General features: G+C 58.7%; 16 protein-coding genes and 1 pseudogene. 11 read left to right on the top strand and 6 right to left on the bottom strand.

Annotation, left to right across the window (positions count from 1 at the left end; translation table 11 throughout):
• Positions 1–114 precede the first annotated feature (114 nt).
• Complete coding sequence (locus ACSEXW_RS02215; protein WP_438444464.1) at positions 115–1,047, bottom strand: LysR family transcriptional regulator; 933 nt, start codon at positions 1,045–1,047, stop codon at positions 115–117.
• A 246-nt stretch (positions 1,048–1,293) separates the two neighbouring features.
• On the opposite strand from ACSEXW_RS02215, the gene ACSEXW_RS02210 reads away from it, so the two are divergent.
• The 3 genes from ACSEXW_RS02210 to sdhB all read left to right on the top strand — a co-directional run bounded on the left by ACSEXW_RS02210 (position 1,294) and on the right by sdhB (position 4,553).
• Positions 1,294–1,956, top strand: a complete 663-nt coding sequence (locus ACSEXW_RS02210) for a succinate dehydrogenase cytochrome b558 subunit (RefSeq protein WP_438444463.1) — start codon at positions 1,294–1,296, stop codon at positions 1,954–1,956.
• A gap of 68 nt (positions 1,957–2,024) precedes the next feature.
• On the top strand, positions 2,025–3,785 hold the full coding sequence (sdhA, locus tag ACSEXW_RS02205; RefSeq protein ID WP_438444462.1) for a succinate dehydrogenase flavoprotein subunit: 1,761 nt from the start codon (positions 2,025–2,027) through the stop codon (positions 3,783–3,785).
• A 3-nt stretch (positions 3,786–3,788) separates the two neighbouring features.
• Entirely contained in the window at positions 3,789–4,553 is a 765-nt protein-coding gene (sdhB, locus tag ACSEXW_RS02200) for a succinate dehydrogenase iron-sulfur subunit (RefSeq protein ID WP_438444461.1), read from the top strand.
• A gap of 67 nt (positions 4,554–4,620) precedes the next feature.
• Here sdhB and ACSEXW_RS02195 read toward each other — a convergent pair whose 3' ends face one another.
• Positions 4,621–5,595 carry an MsnO8 family LLM class oxidoreductase gene (locus tag ACSEXW_RS02195; RefSeq protein WP_438444460.1) on the bottom strand — a complete coding sequence of 325 codons (975 nt, stop codon included), beginning with the start codon at positions 5,593–5,595 and terminating at the stop codon, positions 4,621–4,623.
• Positions 5,596–5,767: 172 nt separating this feature from the next.
• On the opposite strand from ACSEXW_RS02195, the gene msrA reads away from it, so the two are divergent.
• The 6 genes from msrA (at position 5,768) to ACSEXW_RS02165 (ending at position 13,507) form a co-directional block, all read left to right on the top strand.
• Positions 5,768–6,739 (top strand): peptide-methionine (S)-S-oxide reductase MsrA, encoded by a 972-nt coding sequence (gene msrA / locus ACSEXW_RS02190; protein ID WP_438444459.1) that lies wholly within the window; start codon positions 5,768–5,770, stop codon positions 6,737–6,739.
• A 230-nt stretch (positions 6,740–6,969) separates the two neighbouring features.
• The gene (locus ACSEXW_RS02185) at positions 6,970–9,249 is read left to right on the top strand and encodes an AraC family transcriptional regulator (protein ID WP_438444458.1); all 2,280 of its coding nucleotides are present in this window, start codon (positions 6,970–6,972) and stop codon (positions 9,247–9,249) included.
• 148 nt (positions 9,250–9,397) lie between these two features.
• Complete coding sequence (locus tag ACSEXW_RS02180) at positions 9,398–10,354, top strand: ABC transporter permease (protein ID WP_438444457.1); 957 nt, start codon at positions 9,398–9,400, stop codon at positions 10,352–10,354.
• Between the two features lie 22 nt (positions 10,355–10,376).
• On the top strand, positions 10,377–11,930 hold the full coding sequence (locus ACSEXW_RS02175; protein WP_438444456.1) for an extracellular solute-binding protein: 1,554 nt from the start codon (positions 10,377–10,379) through the stop codon (positions 11,928–11,930).
• Between the two features lie 79 nt (positions 11,931–12,009).
• Entirely contained in the window at positions 12,010–12,882 is an 873-nt protein-coding gene (locus ACSEXW_RS02170) for a carbohydrate ABC transporter permease (RefSeq protein ID WP_438444455.1), read from the top strand.
• 235 nt (positions 12,883–13,117) lie between these two features.
• The gene (locus ACSEXW_RS02165; protein WP_438444454.1) at positions 13,118–13,507 is read left to right on the top strand and encodes a DoxX family protein; all 390 of its coding nucleotides are present in this window, start codon (positions 13,118–13,120) and stop codon (positions 13,505–13,507) included.
• Between the two features lie 94 nt (positions 13,508–13,601).
• Here the strand turns inward: ACSEXW_RS02165 and ACSEXW_RS02160 are convergent.
• Positions 13,602–14,813, bottom strand: a pseudogene (locus ACSEXW_RS02160) (MFS transporter); the annotation flags it as partial.
• 136 nt (positions 14,814–14,949) lie between these two features.
• Positions 14,950–15,429 (bottom strand): MarR family transcriptional regulator, encoded by a 480-nt coding sequence (locus ACSEXW_RS02155; protein ID WP_438444453.1) that lies wholly within the window; start codon positions 15,427–15,429, stop codon positions 14,950–14,952.
• Between the two features lie 203 nt (positions 15,430–15,632).
• Here ACSEXW_RS02155 and ACSEXW_RS02150 point away from each other — a divergent pair, with 203 nt between their 5' ends.
• Positions 15,633–15,830 carry a hypothetical protein gene (locus ACSEXW_RS02150; protein WP_438444452.1) on the top strand — a complete coding sequence of 66 codons (198 nt, stop codon included), beginning with the start codon at positions 15,633–15,635 and terminating at the stop codon, positions 15,828–15,830.
• 69 nt (positions 15,831–15,899) lie between these two features.
• On the opposite strand, the gene ACSEXW_RS02145 is transcribed toward ACSEXW_RS02150, so the two are convergent.
• Positions 15,900–18,008, bottom strand: a complete 2,109-nt coding sequence (locus ACSEXW_RS02145) for a HelD family protein (protein ID WP_438444451.1) — start codon at positions 18,006–18,008, stop codon at positions 15,900–15,902.
• Positions 18,009–18,222: 214 nt separating this feature from the next.
• Here ACSEXW_RS02145 and ACSEXW_RS02140 point away from each other — a divergent pair, with 214 nt between their 5' ends.
• Positions 18,223–19,284 (top strand): LacI family DNA-binding transcriptional regulator, encoded by a 1,062-nt coding sequence (locus tag ACSEXW_RS02140; protein ID WP_438444450.1) that lies wholly within the window; start codon positions 18,223–18,225, stop codon positions 19,282–19,284.
• 47 nt (positions 19,285–19,331) lie between these two features.
• Here the strand turns inward: ACSEXW_RS02140 and ACSEXW_RS02135 are convergent, their stop codons facing one another.
• Positions 19,332–20,294 (bottom strand): cation diffusion facilitator family transporter, encoded by a 963-nt coding sequence (locus ACSEXW_RS02135; RefSeq protein ID WP_438444449.1) that lies wholly within the window; start codon positions 20,292–20,294, stop codon positions 19,332–19,334.
• Positions 20,295–20,540: the final 246 nt, after the last annotated feature.

Raw genomic sequence — 20,540 nt, 5'->3', positions numbered from 1 at the left:
CACGGGAAGGGCATAACGGGAATAATCCTTAGCTCACCAAAAGCAAAAAGGGCCGATTATCGGCCCTTTGCGCAGCGATCAGAAGTGCATTCAAGATAGGGGGTCGGCGGGACATTACCGGTTCGTCCGCCGGTCAGCACCCGGCAGCAGAGGAGCCGAAGGGAAGCCTCCCTTGGTCCGGTCGATGAAGCTGCGGATGGAGGGTTGAAGCGCCGCTTCCTTGTATAGAATGAGACATGTGGTCCGTTTGGCCTTCGCAAGCTCCGGCAGCTCGGTGACGGTCATCCCGCTGGTCTCCATCAGCTTGGTGCTCAGATAGGAGGCGGGCAGCAGGGTGGCGCAGCCTAGGGTAACGCCAAGCCGGAGAATGGCCTCGAAGGAGTCGATCTCCATCTTCACGTTCGGGTAAGAGGCATGCCGTTCGAAGAGCTCATCCATGAGCACGCGGTACCAGGTCCCCTTGGAAAACAGGATCATCGGCAGCTCGTTCAGGTCCTCCATGGACAGATCCGAACGGCCCACATAGAGATGCCCCTCGGGAAGCACTAGGCACAGGTGGTCGTCGAAGAGCGGGTAGCATTCCAGCTCCGGGTGGTCGATCTCCGAAGCGATCAGTCCGAAGTCCACCTTCTTCTCGCGGACCAGACCGACGATCTCGTGGGTTTTGCCGGTGACCGCCTTGATGTCCGTCTCCGGAAAATCCGTCGTAAACAGATGGATCAGCTCCGGGAGGGTCGATTGGAGAGTGGTCAGGCTGGCTCCAATGGTGATGCTCTTGGGTGTGGCATCGGTGGTGAAGGGGCGCAGGCTCTGCATGAACTCCTCGTTCAAGGCCCGCATCTTCATGGCATGCTCATAGCAGAGGTGCCCGGCCCGGGTCAGCTCCAGCCGCTTGCCCTTCCGGTCGAACAGGGCGACGCCCAGCTCCTCCTCCAGGTGCATGATCTTGCGGGACAAGGCGGGCTGGGACAGGTTCAGCACCCGGGTGGCCTTATTCAGGCTCTCCTGCTCCACCACAACGGCGAAAACCTCCAAGTTATCATACATCGTGCAGGTCCCTTTCTTTGCCAAGGTGTCTATGACTTATATCATTTAAGCATAACCCATTATAAGAAATACGCACTTCCATTATAAGATAGAAAGCAGTAACATAGGAGGTGTCACGGAATGTTCACATTTGCCGATTCTTGTATATTTCCTAGGAGAAATATGGGAAAATAGAATGGGCTTATCTGTATGCAAACGTAACCAAGCTGGATATCGGCTGAAATTCTCGAAAGGGGAATACCAGACATGAAAGGGAACTCTTATTTTTACCGGAAGCTCCACTCGTTATTAGGGGTATTGCCGGTAGGCGGCTTTCTGGTTGAGCACCTGCTGACCAACTATGCGGCCTTTAACGAGGGGCATGCCGGTTTTATCGACAAAGTGGAGTGGCTGAACAGCCTGCCGCTGGTCTTCGCTCTGGAGCTGTTCGGCATCTGGCTGCCGCTTCTGTATCACGGGGTATATGGGCTCTACGTGGCGTACACCGCCCGCAACAACACCTCCAACTACGGATACTTCCGCAACTGGATGTTCAAGCTGCAGCGGATTACCGGCGTCATCACGCTGATCTTCGTGGCTTGGCACGTGTTCGAGACCCGCGTTCAAGTGTCCTTGGGCAACATCACCCACGAGGAGCTGGGCGTGCGCATGCACGACATCGTGACCCAGCCTTGGGCGTTCGCGCTCTATGTCATCGGCGTGGTATCCGCATCGTTCCACTTCGCCAACGGCATGTGGTCCTTCCTCGTCAGCTGGGGCATTACCGTCGGCCCCCGTGCTCAGCGCGTCTCCTCCTATATCTGGATGGGCGTGTTCGTGCTGATGTCCGCTATGTTCATCCTGGCTCTGTCCGCCTTCGTTGACGTCTCCTTCGAGAATACGTCCGTGCTGACATCCGCTCACAAGTAAACCATTCGTCCGTTCCCACCATCGGAGCGGGATTCGTTAAATCTTAAGGTTAAGGGGGATCCACCCGCATGGCTAACTCCAAGGTTATCGTGGTCGGCGGCGGCCTGGCCGGTCTTATGGCCACGATCAAGGCTGCCGAAGCCGGCGTTCATGTAGATTTATTCTCATTGGTTCCGGTCAAACGCTCCCACTCCGTCTGTGCCCAAGGCGGCATCAACGGAGCGGTCAACACCAAGGGCGAGGGCGACTCCCCGTGGGAGCACTTCGACGACACCGTATACGGCGGCGACTTCCTCGCCAACCAGCCGCCGGTCAAGGCGATGTGTGATGCCGCACCGGGCATCATCCACCTGATGGACCGGATGGGCGTCATGTTCAACCGTACGCCCGAGGGTCTCTTGGACTTCCGCCGGTTCGGCGGCACCAAGCACCACCGCACCGCCTTCGCAGGCGCCACCACCGGCCAGCAGCTCCTGTATGCGCTGGATGAGCAGGTGCGCCGCCACGAGGTGGCGGGGCTTGTCACCAAGTACGAGCACTGGGAATTCATGTCGGCGGTCATCGACGACGAAGGCGTATGCCGCGGAATCACCGCCCAGGATCTGCGCAGCATGGAGATCCATTCCTTCGTGGCGGACGCCGTCATTATGGCAACGGGCGGTCCCGGCATTATTTTCGGCAAAACGACCAACTCGGTCATCAATACCGGTACGGCGGCATCGGCCGTGTATCAACAGGGCGTCCGCTATGCCAACGGCGAGTTTATCCAGATCCACCCGACGGCCATCCCGGGCGACGACAAGCTGCGCCTGATGAGCGAATCCGCCCGCGGCGAAGGCGGACGGATCTGGACCTACAAGGACGGCAAGCCTTGGTACTTCCTCGAAGAGAAGTATCCGGCCTACGGCAACCTGGTGCCGCGGGATATTGCGACCCGGGAGATTTTCCACGTGTGCGTGGATCTGAAGCTGGGCATCAACGGCGAGAACATGGTCTATCTGGACCTGTCCCATAAGGACCCCAAGGAGCTGGACATCAAGCTGGGCGGCATCATCGAGATCTACGAGAAGTTCATGGGCGACGACCCGCGCAAGATCCCGATGAAGATCTTCCCCGCGGTCCACTATTCCATGGGCGGCCTGTGGTGCGACTACAACCAGATGACCAACATTCCCGGACTGTTCGCAGCCGGCGAGTGCGACTACCAATACCATGGGGCGAACCGTCTCGGCGCCAACTCGCTGCTCTCCGCCATCTACGGCGGCATGGTGGCCGGCCCGAAGGCCATCGAATATATCAAGGGCCTGGATAAGCATGCGGCGGACGTCTCCTCCTCCGTCTTCGACCGGGAGAAGAAGAAGCGCACCGATCAGTATGAGGGCCTGATGAAGATGGATGGCAGCGAGAACGCCTACGTCATCCACAAAGAGCTGGGCGATTACATGAACAACAACATGACCGTCGTCCGGACGAACAAAAAGCTGCAGGAGACCATCGACAAGATCAAGGAGCTCAAGCAGCGTTACAAGAAGATCAACATCAACGACACCTCCCGCTGGAGCAACCAGGGCGTGGCGTTTACCCGCCAGCTGTGGAACATGCTGGAGCTGGGCGAGGCCATGACGCTGGGGGCGCTGCTCCGCGACGAGAGCCGTGGCGCCCACTACAAGCCGGAGTTCCCGGAGCGCAACGACGAGCAGTTCCTGAAGACCACCATTGCCACCTATACGCCGGAAGGTCCGAAGATCTCCTACGAGGATGTGGACACATCCCTGATCGAGCCTCGGAAGCGCGACTATACCACCGACAAGAAGAAAGGAGGCCACTAAGCCATGGCTGAAACGACCGCTAGCAACCGGACCATCAAGCTGGTCGTCACCCGTCAGGACGGCTCGGACGGCAAGTCCTACGCGGAGGAGTTCGAGATTCCGTACCGCCCGAACATGAACGTGATCGGCGCGCTGATGGAGATCCAGCGGAACCCCGTCAACGCCAAGGGACAGAAGACCAGCCCCGTGTGCTGGGAATCCAACTGTCTGGAGGAAGTGTGCGGCGCCTGCTCCATGGTCATCAACGGCAAGCCCCGCCAGGCCTGCACCGCTCTCATCGACAAGCTGGAGCAGCCGGTGCGGATCGCCCCGATGTCCACGTTCCCGGTCATCCGGGACCTGGTCATCAACCGTGGCCGGATGTTCAATGCGCTGAAGAAGGTCAAAGCTTGGATCCCCATCGACGGCACATACGACCTTGGTCCCGGACCCCGGATGGCCGAGTCGAGGCGCCAATGGGCTTATGAGCTGTCCAAGTGCATGACCTGCGGCGTCTGCCTGGAGTCCTGCCCGAACGTGAACGAGAAGACCGACTTCATCGGTCCCGCGGCGATCTCCCAGGTCCGACTGTTCAACGCTCACCCGACAGGGGAGATGAACAAGGACGAGCGTCTCGATGCGCTGATGACCGACGGCGGTATCGAGGGCTGCGGCAACTCGCAGAACTGCGTGCGCTCCTGTCCGAAGGGCATCCCGCTGACCACCTCCATCGCCGCCATGAACGGCGAAACCACCAAGCGTTTGTTCCGCAAGTGGCTCAGCGTCTAAGTCGAAGATCCGCTGCCGCTGCCCATCACCAGGCCGCCTTCCGCTCCGTATGGAGCGGGGGGCGGTCTTATTGCGTAGAACTCAGCCGGCCCACCGCCTCGGCCAGCAGCTCATAGGAGCGGCGGCGAAGGGCATAGTCCCGGATCATGGTGACGATCAGGCATTCCTCCGCTCCGTAACGCTCCGCCATCTCCAGGAGCCCATCGGCAACCTGGTCCGGGCGCCCCGCCAGCAGCCGGTTCCGCGCCTCCTCCGGGCCAGAACCTGCGGGAATAGCGGAGCCTTCCTCGAGCGGACCGGGACCACCGGGCATCCGCGATGCTGCGGCCAGCTCCATCGCCTCATGCTCGGACTCCGCGCAGACGGCCCCCACGGCGAGGATCACCTTCGGCTGCGCCTGATTCCGGGAGGGCACGAAGGTTTCCCGGTAGTTGCGAATGACGTCCACCCCGTCCGCATCGCTCATGAACTGCCCGAATACGAAGCCCCAGCCCAGCTCCGCCGCATAAGCCGCGCTCTTCGATCGGGTGCCCAGAAGCCACAGCTCCGGAGGAGTCTGCGGCACCGGTCGGGCTGTTAGTGGCTCGTCCTCGTAGGTATAGGAACCCTGCACGAGCTTATTCAGGTCTCTCAGAGCCTCCGGCAGCCGGTGCACCCGCTCCAGGAAATTGCCGCTGAGCGCCATACTCGCATGGGCGGACCCGCCGGGCGCTCTTCCGACACCGAGGTCGACCCGATCCGGATACAGCACGGACAGCATATGGAAGACCTCCGCCACCTTCAGCGGCTGGTTATGGGGCAGCAGCAGGGCGCCGGTGCCCAGCCGGATCCGCTCTGTCCGCGCCCCGATATGGGCCAACAGCACCTCGGGGGAGGCGCAGGCCAGCCCCGGCAGATCGTGATGCTCGGCAGCCCAGTAGCGGCGGTAGCCTGCGTTTTCGGCGCATTGCGCCAGCTTCACTGCTTCCATGACCGCCTCCGCATCTCCTGATTCGCTCAGAACCGGCACCAGATCCAATACGCTAAGTGCGAGCTTTCCCATTCTCGTCCTCCTACCGGGGGCCGGCTTCTCGTCCGGCTCCCCTCCATTTCTCCCTAATCTATACGAACGGCCGCAGCAGTTCAAGCGAGGAAGGACCGTTTTCCTTTCATGGGCGAGGTAATTCTGATATGATTCTAGACAAAGACTCATTCGAAATAAGGAGGACTTCATCGTGAGTAACACATATGAAAAAGCGACATTCGCAGGCGGCTGCTTCTGGTGTATGGTGAAGCCGTTCGACGAGCAGCCGGGCATCGTCTCCGTTGTGTCCGGCTATACCGGAGGACATGTTCCTCATCCGACCTATGAGCAGGTCTGCTCCGACAAGACGGGCCATTACGAGGCGGTCCAGATCACCTTCGATCCATCCGTCTATCCCTACGAGGAGCTGGTGGAGCTGTTCTGGAGGCTGATCGATCCTACGGATCCCGGCGGACAGTTCGCCGACCGGGGCTCCTCCTACCGGACGGCCATCTTCGTCCACTCGGAGGACCAGCGGAGGACAGCGGAAGCCTCCAAGCAGCGTCTGGCCGAAAGCGGAATATTCTCTAAGCCCATCGCGACCCCCATCCTCCCGGCGGCTCCCTTCTATCCGGCCGAGGATTACCACCAGCATTATTACAAAACGAACCCCGTCCGCTATCAGGCCTACTATACAGGATCCGGACGGAAGCAGTTTCTGAAGACGGCGTGGAAGGACAAGCAGAAGGATGCGGAGCTGAAGGCGCGGCTGACTCCGATACAGTACGAGGTGACTCAGAATAGCGGCACGGAGCCTCCCTTCCGCAACGAATTCTGGGACCATAAGGAGGAGGGCATCTACGTGGATATCGTCTCCGGGGAGCCCCTCTTCAGCTCGCTGGACAAATTCGACTCCCATTGCGGCTGGCCGTCCTTCACGAAGCCCATAGACGAGGGAGCCGTAACCGAGCATGTGGACGTCAGCCACCGGATGCTCCGGACGGAGATCCGGAGCAAGGAGGGGGATTCCCACCTGGGCCATGTGTTCGAGGACGGCCCGGGACCGGCCGGACTGCGCTACTGCATCAATTCGGCGTCGCTCCGGTTTATCCCGAAGAGCAAGCTGGAGGAGGAGGGCTACGGGACATTCGCCGCCTTGTTCAGTGGACCGGAGGCAAGATAGGAAAAAGCGGAAAGAGCATACATCTGTAGAAGAGGCAGTTCAGGACGATATGGCGTCCGGAGGCCTCTTTTTTTTGTGCGCGGGGCGGGTGCAAGGCCGTCAATACCCCATATTTGCCGGACGTGCTGCAAGAAGTGGGAGCCGATTGCCTGGGGAATAACGGATGACCGTATCGGCTCCATTCGGGTAGAATGGGAGGTAAGATCCCTATGTAACGGAGGAGAGCCCCGATGATATCCGGTTTGGTCCGTTCCGGCTCCATGAAGATGAAGCTGCTCATTTATCTCACGCTCTTATCCAGCGTACCCGTTGCGCTGATGGGCTGGTTCTCCGCCGCCTACAGCGGACGAACCATCACGAAGCAGACGTACCAGATGAACGCTTCCGCCCTCCGCAGTCTGGAGAACGAGATGAACGGGGAGTTCCGCAAGCTGGACAATCTGATGCTCCAATACTCCTTCCAATATTCCGCCTTCCTTCCCTATGTCCGGAAAGACCTGTCCTATACAAACTATGCCATGGTGTGGGACCTGAACAATATTCTGACCAATCTGCGCAGCGGCCTGGAGCATGTGGCCGAGGTGGATTTCTACAATATTCCGTACGGCAAAATCCTGACCTCGAGCGGCTTGATCCTAAGCGAGGATGAATTCCAGGATCCCAAGGTGCTGGAGCAGGCGCGTACCGCCGCCCATGGCACATGGATCAACACCCGCAAGGATATCAACGCCCGGCTGCAAGGAGATCTCCTGGCCTATACCCGTCCCGTGCAGGACAAACAGACCTCCAAAGTGGAGGGCGTGGTCATCGTCTATCTGAATGCCGCCTCCGTGAGCCGCAGCCTTCTCTCGTCCGGCGGTACGGGGACGGAGTATCTGGTATTGGACCGCAGCGGCACCACCATGCTGGACTCGGACCCTTCCCGAATCGGACAGTCCTTGAAGGGCACGGAGCTGTTCCGCCGTCTGGCCGCAGGCGAACAGGCCTCCAGCTGGGAGTTCCGCGACAAAGTCCGGGGGGTTCAATCTCTCGTGAACGTCCGCTATTCGGATTACCGGGACTGGTACTATGTGTCCGCCGTTCCGCTGAAGCTGCTGACGGCGCCGTCCGACCGGCTGACCTATATGCTGTGGTCCATCAGTCTGGGGCTCATTCTGTTGGCGCTGATCCTGGCCGTTGCGGCCAGCCAGAGCCTGTATTCTCCCATCCAGCGCCTGACCAAGCGGATCTTCGGGACCTCATCTTGGAACGGTGCCAATGAGTTGGGCAGCATCGCCTCCTATATCGAATCGGTGGAGAAGGATAACCGGACCTTGCAGCAGGACATCCGGACCTATATGGAGGATGCCAAGACCTACGCGGTGTTCCAATTGCTCCTGGGGAATGTGAAGAACCAGCATGACCCACAGCTGCTGGACTTCGGGGAGGGAACCGTCGCCCTCTACCTCATTGAGCTGGACCGCCTGTATCTGGACCGCCACTACTCGAGGAACGACCGGTTCCTCTATTATTTCGCCGTGCAGAACATGACCGACGAGCTTCTGCGGGAGGACGGCAAACTGAAGATCATCATGGTCCGTCCGGGGCTCATCGCCGTGATCCTGGAGACGGAGGGAGGCCAGGATTCCCGCGCCCTGCGGGAGAGAGCGACCCGTCTGTTGGAGGCTATCCGAAGCTACCTGAAGCTGCCGTGCGTGATCTCCGCCAGCTACGCCGCCGGAGGGCTGCAGGGCTTGGGCGACGCTTATGCCGACGGGACCAAGGCGCTCCGCTACAGCTTTGTCTACGGGCATAACCAGGTGATTCTGTGCAATGAGCTGGACCCCTCCGTCTCGGCGGAGGCGGAGGAGCTGGATGCTTGCGAGACGGAGATGGTTCTCGCGCTCCAGGCCGACGACATCGACGGAGCGGAGCAGCAGTTCAAGCAGCTGCTGGACTTGATCCGGGACCATTATTCCTTATCACCGGAGGAGATGTTCGGTTACTTCGCCAGCTTGTCCGGGCGTCTGTGGAACGCCGCCGCCAAGCAGCTCGGGAAGATGCAGGGGGAAGGGCTCATGCAGGAATGGATCTTGAATCTGGCCCGGCTGCGGACGCTTCAGGAGGTGGAGGTCTGCATGCAGGAAGGGCTGTTCGGCCGAATCCGCCAGGCCAACCGGGAGGCCAAAACCTCCGGCGAGGAGCAAACCATCGCCGCCGTAACGGCGTATATCCGGTCCCATTATGACCGGGACCTGTCCCTTCAGCTGTGCGCGGATGTGGTCGGACTGAATCCGTTCCAACTGAGCCGCATGTTCAAGAAGGTCATGGGAGTGAACTTTGTGGACTATGTCATCGGCTACCGGATCGGCATCGCCAAGGAACTGCTGGCGGATCCGGACGTGAAGATTCTGGAGATATCGGACAAGCTGCGGTACGGCTCCGTCAAAAGCTTCATCCGCCTGTTCAAGAAGGTGACGGGGCTGACACCCGGAGCATACCGGAAGCAAATTTTGCAGCTGCCGGAATAAATGCAAAAAAGGGGAACTCCGCCTTCCGCGCGGGGTTCCCGTGCCGTTTCCGGGGTATCCCATTTTGCACAACGGGCTGTAATTATCGTGTATTGAGCGCTGCCCCCCTATCTTATACGATGATCCCGTGAGAAGGGGGGGAGAGAATATGGAGGCACACAATCCAATCCGTCATCGGGCCTTAACCCGGGCGGCACCCAAGCCGGTACGCGCTCTGCAGCGGATGGCGAAGGAGAGGTATCTGTGGCTGATGGCGCTGCCGGGCATCCTGTACTTCCTGGTCTATAAGTACACGCCCATGCTCGGCATCGTGATCGCATTTAAGAAGTATGTTCCGTCGAGAGGGTTTCTGGAGAGCCCATGGGTGGGGCTGGACAACTTCAGACGCATCTTCGAAAGTCCGGATATCGGCCGCTATTTCATGAATACCATCATCATCAGCTTCTACCAGATCGTATTTGCCTTTTCCATTCCGATCGTCATCGCGATTCTGCTGAATGAAATCGGCAATGCCTTCGTGAAGAGATTCATTCAGACGGCGCTGTATTTGCCCCACTTTTTGTCCTGGGTGGTGGTAGGGGGCATCTTCTACCTGCTGTTCAAGAGCGACGGCTCGGTCAATACGCTGCTGGCCTCGTGGGGCTTGGACCCGGTTAATATCCTGTCCAATAAGGAGACCTTCCGGGGCATGCTGGTTCTGCAGGTCATATGGAAAGAGTCCGGCTGGGGGACCATCATTTACTTGGCGGCCCTGACCGGGATTGATCCTGAGCTGTATGAAGCGGCCAAGATTGACGGCGCCGGACGGCTCCGGCAAATCTGGTATATCACGCTGCCCGGCATTAAGTCGACCATCGTCATGCTGTTTATTCTAAGGCTGGGCAGTGTCCTGGACGTGGGGTTTGAGCAGGTGTATCTGATGCTGAACTCCTCCGTATCGGAGGTGGGCGAAGTATTGGAGACGTATGTATACCGGGTGGGCGTCATTAACGGCAATTTCAGCTTTACAACGGCAGTGGGTCTGCTCAAGGGGCTGGTCGGCATGATCCTGATCCTGTCATCCAATTATCTAGCCCGTAGACTGGGCGAAAAAGGCATCTACTAAATCCTCGAAAGCAGGTGTTGTCTTGAAAAAAATAGCATCCATCGGCTTAAGCGCCTTGCTGTCCATTTCTCTTCTGTCTGCATGTTCGGGCAACGGCGGCGATTCCGCCAACACGGCTTCATCCTCCGACGGAAAGTCCTCTCCGGCCGTGGAGAAGAAATTGAAGATCCGGGCGATGAACATCCTGTACGGGGCGGCGCCGCCGGAGAACGGTTCGGGCAAAAAGGCGATCGCCGACCGATACAACATCGACTACGAATACATGCCGGTGGCGTCCGGCGAATACAACAACAAGCTGGGCGTGACGCTGGCCTCGGGCGATATTCCCGATACGCTGCTCTTTCCCGGTCTGGACCAGATCTACTTCAACGCCATCGACAACGGCCAATTTATCCCCCTGGAGAAATATTTGGAGGATACGAAGACCTACCCCAATTTTGCCAAGATACCGGCTGATCTGAAGAAGATTCTGACCTACAAAGGTCATATCTACGGCATTCCACGGCTGAGAGGCGTTCCTGGCCACACCATCATCATGCGCAAGGATTGGCTGGATAAGCTGGGCTTGTCCATCCCGACCACCTATGACGAGTTCTACGAGGTGCTGAAGGCCTTTAAGGAGAAGGATCCGGACGGCAACGGCAAGGCGGATACCTACGGGTTGTCCGTCGGGATGACCGACGCCGGGCTAGTCGGTGTCAATGCGGTTTCCTCCGGCATGCATGCCCTCCAGGGCAACTGGGTGGAGGACGGCAAGGGAGGCATTCTCCCTATGGAGTTCACGTCCCAAGCTAAGGAAGCGCTGAGCTTCTACGCCAAGCTGTACAAGGAAGGAATCATAGCCAAGGACTTCGCCATCAAGAAGGACCAGCAGGTGGAGGACGATTTCCTCTTGGGCAAAGCGGGCGTCTACGCCAATGGCGCGTATACCTTCTATTCCGCCGCGCGTTACGAGAAGGCCCGTTCGGTGGATCCGAAATTCCAGCTGGTGGCCCTGCCGCCGCTTAAGAACAAGGACGGCAGCAGCGGTTATCTGAAGTTCCCGGGCTATTTCGGCGTCTTCTCCATCTCGGCCAATGCGGGGAAGGATGAGGCTAAGGTGAAGCGGATTCTGAAGATGCTGGACGATATGATCGGCGACGAAGGGGCCACCTTTATGCGCTGGGGCCAGGAAGGGGTTCATTATAAAGTTGAGAACGGCGCCAAGGTCCTAACGGATCAGGGCAAGACGGAAGGAACGAGCTTCTACGCGCTGACCAACGCTCCGGCGTCTGGGGACTGGATCTATGGCAGCACCGACACGGATGAGGTCAAGAAGATGAAGGATACCTCCTACAAGGTGGCTTTGGAGGGCACTCCATACCTGAACCAGGTGGAAGGCCTCTACTCCAAGACGATGGCTGAGAAGGGCGCGGATCTGAATAAATTCGTCTCCGACGGCATTGCCAAGATCGTCATGGGCGAGAATCCCGTAGATTCCATCGACAAGCTGTTCACGGAATGGAAGGCAAGGGGCGGGTCCCAGGTCATCCAGGAATATACGGAAGCCTGGAAGACCAGAACCTCTGGGAAATAACCGTACTGCGGAAATCGGCGGGCCGGAGGGAGGTTGAACCCCGGTCTGCCGGCTTCCATACGAAAGGCAGGTGGGACTCTTGTCACAGTCCAAACGTTTCGATCTCTTCTTCAACGGCTTCAACTACGTGGTGCTGGGGATCATCTCCATGATGACGCTTCTTCCCTTCTTGAACGTCATTGCCCAATCCTTGGCAAGCACCAAGGAGGTGGTATCGGGTAAGCTTATGCTGTGGCCGGACACGTTCGATTTCTCGTCGTACCGGTACATTTTTAATACGGGCGTATTCTTCAGCTCCTTGCGGAACACGGTATGGATTACCGTAGTAGGGACGACGGTCAATATGGCCGTCACCTCGCTGACGGCTTACGTATGCTCCCGAAGGGGCTTCAGCGGGCGCAAAGGAATTCTCCTGATGATCCTGTTCACCATGCTGTTCTCCGGCGGGATGATTCCCACCTTTCTGGTGGTGAAGGGGACGGGACTGATGAATTCCTTGTGGGCTCTCGTCATTCCCTCCGCCGCGTCGGCGTTTAATATTCTGGTCATGAGGGAGTTCTTCGAATCCATACACGAGAGCATTATCGAATCCGCTACCATCGACGGCTGCAACGACTTCGGCATCTTCGTACGGATCGTGCTCCCCTTATCCCTGCCGGCCTTGGCCACATTCACGCTCTTCTACGCGGTGGGGAACTGGAATCAGTACTTCTCAGCCATCCTGTATCTGAACAAATCGAGCTTGTGGCCGCTGCAAATCCTGCTAAGGCAGGTGGTTCTGGTGGGGCAGGCGGATATTTATTCCGCGATGGCCAATGATGAGGTGCTCCCCCAGCCGGTCACCATCCAGATGGCCACGGTCGTGCTTGCATCTCTGCCTATCGTGATCGTGTATCCGTTCTTGCAGAAGTATTTTGTCAAAGGGCTTACCTTGGGCTCGGTGAAGGGATAATTGCTATTGCGGCGGCAGGGGCGGCGTTACGGTGGCTTATGAATGCAGAGAGGATCAAGCAAGGGATAACGGCCGGTGAAGAGCATGAGGCTCTTTACCGGTCTTTTCGCATTGCAGAGAGTTGAGTGCATATTATTAAAATAGCTACTTGACAAAAGTAAGTCATCGGAAGTATTATACTAACATAAAGTAAGTCACAAAACATAAACAAGCAAATACTAAGGAGGAATCATTCATGTTGGATCTCGGTTTGTTGCTCATTCGTTTGGTGGTAGGCTTGACGCTGGCGGCCCACGGCTCCCAGAAGCTGTTCGGCTGGTTCGGGGGCTATGGTCCCAAGGGAACCGGCGGCTGGATGGAGTCCATCGGCATTAAGCCCGGCGTGCTGATGGCCGTTCTGGCAGGACTGGCGCAGGTAGCCGGCGGTCTCTTCTTCGCAGCAGGTCTCTTCACCTCCGTCGCGGGCGTGCTTCTGGCGCTGACCATGGTGGTAGCCGTTGTGAAGGTGCATGCGCCGAACGGGTATTTTGCCGATAAGGGCGGGATTGAATATCCGTTCATTCTGATGGTCGCCACGGTGGCGGTTGCCCTCACCGGTCCCGGTTCCATCGCGATCGGCGGCTGACCGAAGGAGCGTTAGACAGAACAAACAGCGTCATTCCGGCATCGGATGGCGCTGTTGGTGCTTTCCTACAAGGATGGGCGGGGCGGCGCGCACTCTTATGCAGGACGGGGATAGCCGCTGCAATCAGGATCATCCCCATAAGTGAGGGGGCGGCATGACCCAGGGATACATAGATTGGACCGCCGAGAACAGGCCCGATCATTCTCGCCAGCGCCTGAATGGATTGGCTGCCTCCTTGAATCCGTCCCTGCTCGCTCGCATCGCCGGACTTGGACAGCATTCCGTTGAAGGAAGGCCCGAAGATCGAATCACCGAAACCAAAGATAAACATGCCGGCAATCAGAAGAGGGGAGAAGGAGAGCCAAGCCGATGCCGCAAGCAGACCGTAGCCGATCATCTCTGAAGCCATTCCCCACAGGGCGATCTGTGCATCGCTGAGCTTTTTCAGAAGCTTGGGCATGATAAAGCCTTGGGAGATGATGTCCTGGATTCCCATGATGGAAAACAGGAGACCGATTCGAGCAGGCGCCCAATGAAACGTATCCAGGGTGAATTGGGAAAAGACGGCCTGCAGGGATCCGTTGGGGATCCATAGGATGAATGCGGAGACAAGCAGCCGTCTCAGGGTCTTCATGGAGAGGACGTTGAGAAGCTGTGTGAATGGATTCAGCCTGACCAAGGGGATGCTGTTCAGTCTGCTGTTCCGGTCCAGGCTCTCGGGCATCGAGAAGGTCCCGTAAACGACATTCACGACCGTGATGATGGCCCCGAAATACAGAGGAGCGGAATGACCGAACCTGGCAAGCAGCCCCCCCAGAGCCGGGCCGATGGCGGAGCCTACGCCCGCAGCCGCGCTCACCCAACCGAAGTACTTGGTGCGCTGTTCTCTGGGAGTGATGTCTGCAAAATAGGCGAAGAGTGTGCTAATGCTTCCTCCCGCGATCCCTTCGATGATGCGTCCTGCGAATAGCATCCATAGAGCTCCGCCCGTCCCCATGATGAAGTAACCGGCCGCAGAACCCAATAGGCATAAGAGAAGTAAAGGACGGCGGCCATATCGGTCGCTCAAGGCTCCCAGTGCGGGGGCCGCGATGAAAACGCAGCCTGCGTAGACAGAGGTCAACAGCGTAACCGCGATGGCTTGATCCTCCGGATCGCTGATATACGGCTGCACAAGGAAGGGGACGACAGGTGTCAGAATACTGAAGCCGATTCCGCATAGAAATACGGACACAAGGCCGAATAGCAGAGCGCGTTTGTCGACTGAGCCGGCGCTCCGTTGGTGATGGGATTGGAAGGTGGACAGATCCATTCTCCCCTTTCGGATGAAATATTGCTTCCCAGGAAACAAAAACATCGTATCACAGTTTTGCTTCCTCGGCAACAAAAAAACAATCCCTTTCCTAAAGAGAGGGATTGTTTGACCCGATGGGGGGATGACTTCATTCTGAGTCCGGCTTCGTATCAATACCTTGTTTCTTGATTTCCGCATCCAAATGCTTGCTGTACCGTTCCAAGAACCGGAGCATACTGTCGAATTGCTCGTCGGTTACCTGCTCAAATACGGCCTTGTCCCGCTCTTGAAACTCTTGGTGCAGCTCTTCATGGATCCGGAAGATCTCTTGTCCCTGCTCCGTCAGCCGAAAATAGATTTCCTTCTTGTTGTCCGGCTTCTGGTAGCTTTGGATCAAATCTTTCTGGATGAGCTTCTTCGTCATCTTGCTAATGGCCCCGCTGGTCATATAGAAGGACTCCGCTAGTTTGGTTACATTGGAGTCGATATGGTTGCCGATGTATTCGATGCAGTGGACCTCAGAGGACGTAACTCCCTTCAGACGGTCCTCCATCTTGCCTTTATTCAGCCATACCATCTTGTTAAACAAGTCCCTGAATCCCATGATGACCTGATCTTCTCTGTTCATTGCCTGTCCCTCCGCCCGTTGGTATGCCAATAACCTAAGGATTGCATTCATTATCTATGATATAGGGAGGAGTTGCAAGATGACCGTTCATAGAGGAGTCCCTCACGGCGCATAGAGGTCCTGCCGTTGGCGAATGCTACCGCTGTCCGGATATTCGTTCGGATAAGGAGTGTTTCATCGAAAAAAAGAGGAGGCTCGAGCGTATGAGAGACTCGGTGAATGAGGACGGGAACCGGGAGGCGCAGGGGGCCGATGAGGCGGCGGCCCTGTCCTATCTGGCCGAATGGATCAACATTCAAGGCGATGAGGGAGAGGTTCGGGAGATGCAGGAGCGGGCCTCGCGGCAGATACCGGAGAAGGTGGAGGCCGGGAACCCGGACGACACGAATGAACGGGCATGAACAGAAGAACCTCCCTCCGGCGGACCGCCGGGCGGGAGGTTCTTCTGTTCATGTAGGTACAGCGGCGGATCAAGACTCCAGCAGGGCGGACGGTTCGCCGGTCAGGAGCAGCCGCAGGCGGTGGAGCGCCCGGGTGCAGGCCACATAGAGCAGCTTGGCGTCCCGGGGACTGTCGGCGTAGTGGGCTTGGTCCGTGTCCGTGACCAGAACGGCGTCGAACTCGAAGCCCTTCGACAGGTAGACGGGCAGGACGGAGAGTCCGCCGCGGTAGACCTGGTGGTTGGCCGTCAAGAGCGAAGCCTCCAGTCCGTCCTCCGCCAGCGCGGCATGGATCTTCCGGCACTCCGCTTCGGTCCGCCCGATGACGGCCACGGTGGCGTGGCCTTCCTCCGTCAGCTCCCGGGCGGCCCGAATGATATCGGCCATCCGCTCCTTAGCCGGCGAGGAGGCAACGGTGACGGGCTCGCCGCTCCGGAAGACCGGGACGGCCGGCTCCACATTAACGCCGCTGTGGCTCAGCACGCCGTTGGCGAAGTGGATGATCTCTATGGTTGAGCGGTAGCTCCGGTTCAGCTGGAACATCTCCGCTTCCTCCCCGCCGAAGAGCGAGGTGAACTCCTCCCACGCGGCGATTCCCTTGTAGTCATGGATCCCTTGGGCCAGGTCGCCCAGGATGGTGAAGGAATGATTGCGGCTGTGGCGCTTCAGCACCTCCACCTGCAGGGGCGAGAAGTCCTGCGCCTCATCGATGACGATGTGGTCGAACCGGTCGTTGCCGGAGATGCCGTGGAACCGGATGTGGATGTAGAGAAGCGCGGCCAGGTCCTCGGCCGCCACCTCGTTCTTCTTAAGACGCTTCAGCGTATCCTCGGCCAGACTCTCCGGAATCCAATCGCGGCGCGTATCCTTCTCGAAGAGGGAGCGGTAGAAGGCGATGGCGGTAGGCTCCGCCCAGCTCTTCAGGAAGGTCTTCAGCCGGGCACCTGCCGTCTTCCTCCGCTCCTTGCGGATGCGGGGATCCCGCGTGGCGTCCAGCGCCATCTCCAGCCAGCGCTTGATCCGCGCTTCGACCCGGCTTCTGCGCTTGGCCAAGGGATCGTGGCGGTTGTCGACGTAGAACCATTGCCGGATTAGCTTGCCCGGCAGTAGGGCGGCGCCTTCCCACGGGATGAAATCGGCGTGCCCCAGGTAGTCCTGCTCCAAGCGGTCCAGCTCCGGATCCAGCTTCGTCGCCAGGTCCGCGGAGCCCTTCCACCGGCCGGAGGGCGTCTCCTCCGGCGCCATGCCCTTCTTCCCGGCGGGAGCGAAGCGCCGCTCCAGCTCATTCGCTTCGTCGGCCAGCTTCAGGCCGCCCTCAAGCTTCCCTAAGGCCCAATCCTGGAAGGTGGTCTGGGCAATATCTCCTACGCCCAGCTCCGGAAGCACGCCGGAGATGTAATCCAGGAACATCCGGTTCGGGGCAAAAATAATCATCCGGTCCGCCCGTACCTGGTCCCGGTATTGGTAGAGCAGGAAAGCAAGGCGATGGAGAGCCACCGTCGTCTTGCCGCTGCCCGCTACGCCTTGGATGACCAGCGCCTTGTTCTTGGCGGCGCGGATGATCTTGTCCTGCTCCGCCTGGATGGTGGAGACGATGTCGCGCAGCTTGTTATCCTTATTCTCGCCCAGGCGGTAGAGGAGGAATTCGTCGGAGACGCCTTCCATGCCGCTGCCCCGGATGAAGGTATCCGTGACCCGCTGGAGAATCTGCTTGCGGATCACCAGGTTCCGCTTCAGGTAGACGAGACCTTCGATCAGCCCGTCGGGCGAATCGTATTCCGCTGGTCCTTCGCCTCCCGTGAAGGAGTAGAAGAGGCTGGCCACCGGCGCACGCCAGTCGATGACCAGCGGCACCCCGCTGTCCTCCCGGTCGATGCCGGCCTTGCCGATATAGATGGGAATGGGAGCTTCCTGCTCCGACTCCCGGAAGTCCAGCCGGCCGAAGTACGGCTCCGGCTCTGCGATGGCAAGCCGGGTCCGGGCGTCCTCCCGCACCGATTCCAGCACCTGCTCGGTGAAGTCGTGACCGGTATACCGGGGGACGGAACGGAGCCGCTCCAGCTGCTTGCTGATGATCCTGCCGGTTTCCTCCAGACGGAGGAGCTCATCTTGATAGGCACTTTGAATGTCATCTTCCAATTCAGTTACCTCCTAAGGCCGCCGTTTATTTTGGAATATTTCCCATACGGCGCAAGATCATTACTATAGCACAACCACCCTCCGGTGGCAACGCAAAAACCCTTCGCCCGCGCGCCTCCAGTGCCCGCAGGATTGACGAATCCTGTCGGGTATGATAAGGTGAAAGTTATTTTGAACGTTTAACCTTCACTTATACCTGACAGGGTGATAGCGCTTGAAGAACAAGCAGATAACGATCATTGACGTGGCCAAGGCCGCCGGCGTGTCCATCGCCACGGTCTCCAACGTCCTGAACCGACGGAAGGTGCCCTTGACCGAAGAGACCATCCGCAAGGTGGAGGAGGCCGCCACCCGTCTTGGCTACCGCCGCAACGTGATGGCCGCAAGCTTGAGCCGCCGCAAGACCTTCGAGCTGGGCTTGCTGCTGCCCGGCTTCGGCGGCTACTTCGGGGACTTCGCCCACGTGATGCAGGACACCGTCCACGCGGCCGGCTACCATCTGTCCGTATATTCCTCCACCAGCCGGCCCGAGCTGGAGCAGCGCCATCTCGAGACGCTGCTCCAGCGGCGGGTGGACGGGCTGTTCTGCCACGGCCTGGCCATGTCCCCGGAGCTGACCCGCACTATCGTGGGCGAGGGCACACCCCTGGTGCTCTTCAATGCCTGGGGCTGGCCGCAGGACGTGGCGCTGGGGGCCGTTAACCTGGATTTCGCCGGCGGATCGGCGGCCATGGTACGGCATCTGGCGGAGCGGGGCTGCCGGTCGATCTATTATCTGAGCCGCAACCGGGCCCGTGCGACGGACGAGCAGCGCAGAATCGGCTTCTCCCAAGGCATCGAGGAGGTGCAGAGGGGAGGGGCGCTGCTGGGCCATGCCATCATCAGCATAGAGGAGATGACGGAGGATGCCGTCATCGAGACCGTCAGCTGGCATACGGCGCCCGGCCAGCCTGCCGGAATCCTCTGCTTCGACGACTACGAAGCCTTCGTCTGGATCAACCGGCTCCGGGAGCGGGGGCGGCGGGTGCCGGAGGAGTTCAAGGTCGGCGGCATCAACAACCAGGCCATCGCCAAGTACCACTCGCCCTCCATTACCAGCCTGTCCATCGATCTGGAGGCCCAGGTGCAGCACGCCGTCCGTTTGCTGTTCCGGTATCTGGGCGACGACGCCCGGGGCAGTCTTCCGGAGCTGCCGGACCTGTCGATACCGTCGGATAGCGGAGTCCACGAGATTCAGATCCCGATGCAGCTCGTCGAACGGCAATCCACCCGATGATCGGCTGAGGACCAGATGATATCCCCAAGGAAAAACCCCATTGCGGCTTAGCAGCCGCAGATGGGGTTTTCGCTTGGGAGGCCGCGCTCCTTCAGGAACTGGCGGCCGTACTCGCCGTGGGGGTGGATGGTGGCATGCTCGGTCTGGATGGTCGAGTGCTCGATGCCGTAGCGCTCCTTCAGCATTTCGTTGATCGCCAGGATAACGCATAGGGGCTGGATGGAGGAGCTGACGAAGACGTGGGCCGTCAAGGAATAATGCTCGGTGGAGATGGCCCAGAAGTGCATCTCGTGGACGTCCTCCACGCCCTCCACCTTGAAGATGTCCTGCCGGATGGCTTCCAGATCGAAGGGGGCCGGTACGGATTCCATCAGCACCAGATAGGATTCTCGGATGATGCGGATGCCGCCGATGCAGATGATGGCGCCGATGACGATGCTGATGAGCGGGTCGAACCAATAATAGCCGGTCACGTAGATGAGCAGGGCGGATATGATGACGCCGATGGAGCTTAAGAGGTCGCCGATGAAGTGCCAGAGAGCGCTTCTCACATTCAGATTGTCTTCTTCCTTCATGCTGCGGCTGAGAACCACGGTCAGTACGATATTGACGAGAAGTCCGATGGCGGAGATGGTCAGCATCACCGGAAAATCCACTTCCGGCTGATGGATGAACCGGCGGATGCCCTCGATGAAGATGCCGACGGAGATGACGGCTAAGGCCAGACCGTTCAAGAGGGCCGCGATAATCTCGAAGCGGAGGTAGCCGAAGGTGAACCTGGAGTTCGGCGGCTTCGTGGCCATGTAGATAGCGACCATGCTGAGGGCCAGAGCGATCACGTCGGAGATCATATGGGCGGAATCCGACAGAAGCGCCAAGGACCCGGAGAGAAGCCCTCCGGCGATCTCGACGAGGGTGAAGAAGAAGGTCAGATACAGGGTGATCCACAGCGTCCGCTTGGACTTGGTTTGCTCCTTGACGTGGAGCAGGTGATGGTAGTCATGCTTCATGGCAGCGCGGTCCTCCTTTGCGATGGGTTCGTTTGGTTGTCACCTGCATTATAAGGCGAGGGAGATTTTCCGGCAAATGGCCATTCTATGGATCATGATAATGAAAATCCTTACGAATCGGAGACGGGCGTCGAGGGGCTTGTAACACAATTGAAATCCGGCTGTTACCGTTCTTTAACAGTGCCGGGGTATCATGTAGCCATGACCCCCCTTTTGTGATATAAATATTCGGCCCGGCCTGCATAG

This window comes from Oryzibacillus soli (assembly GCF_051594765.1).
In the GTDB taxonomy this organism is placed as follows: Bacteria; Bacillota; Bacilli; order Paenibacillales; family NBRC-103111; genus Paenibacillus_AR.
The sequence above is the reverse complement of the archived record's forward strand: the minus strand, read 5'-3'. Positions and strand labels throughout refer to the sequence as shown.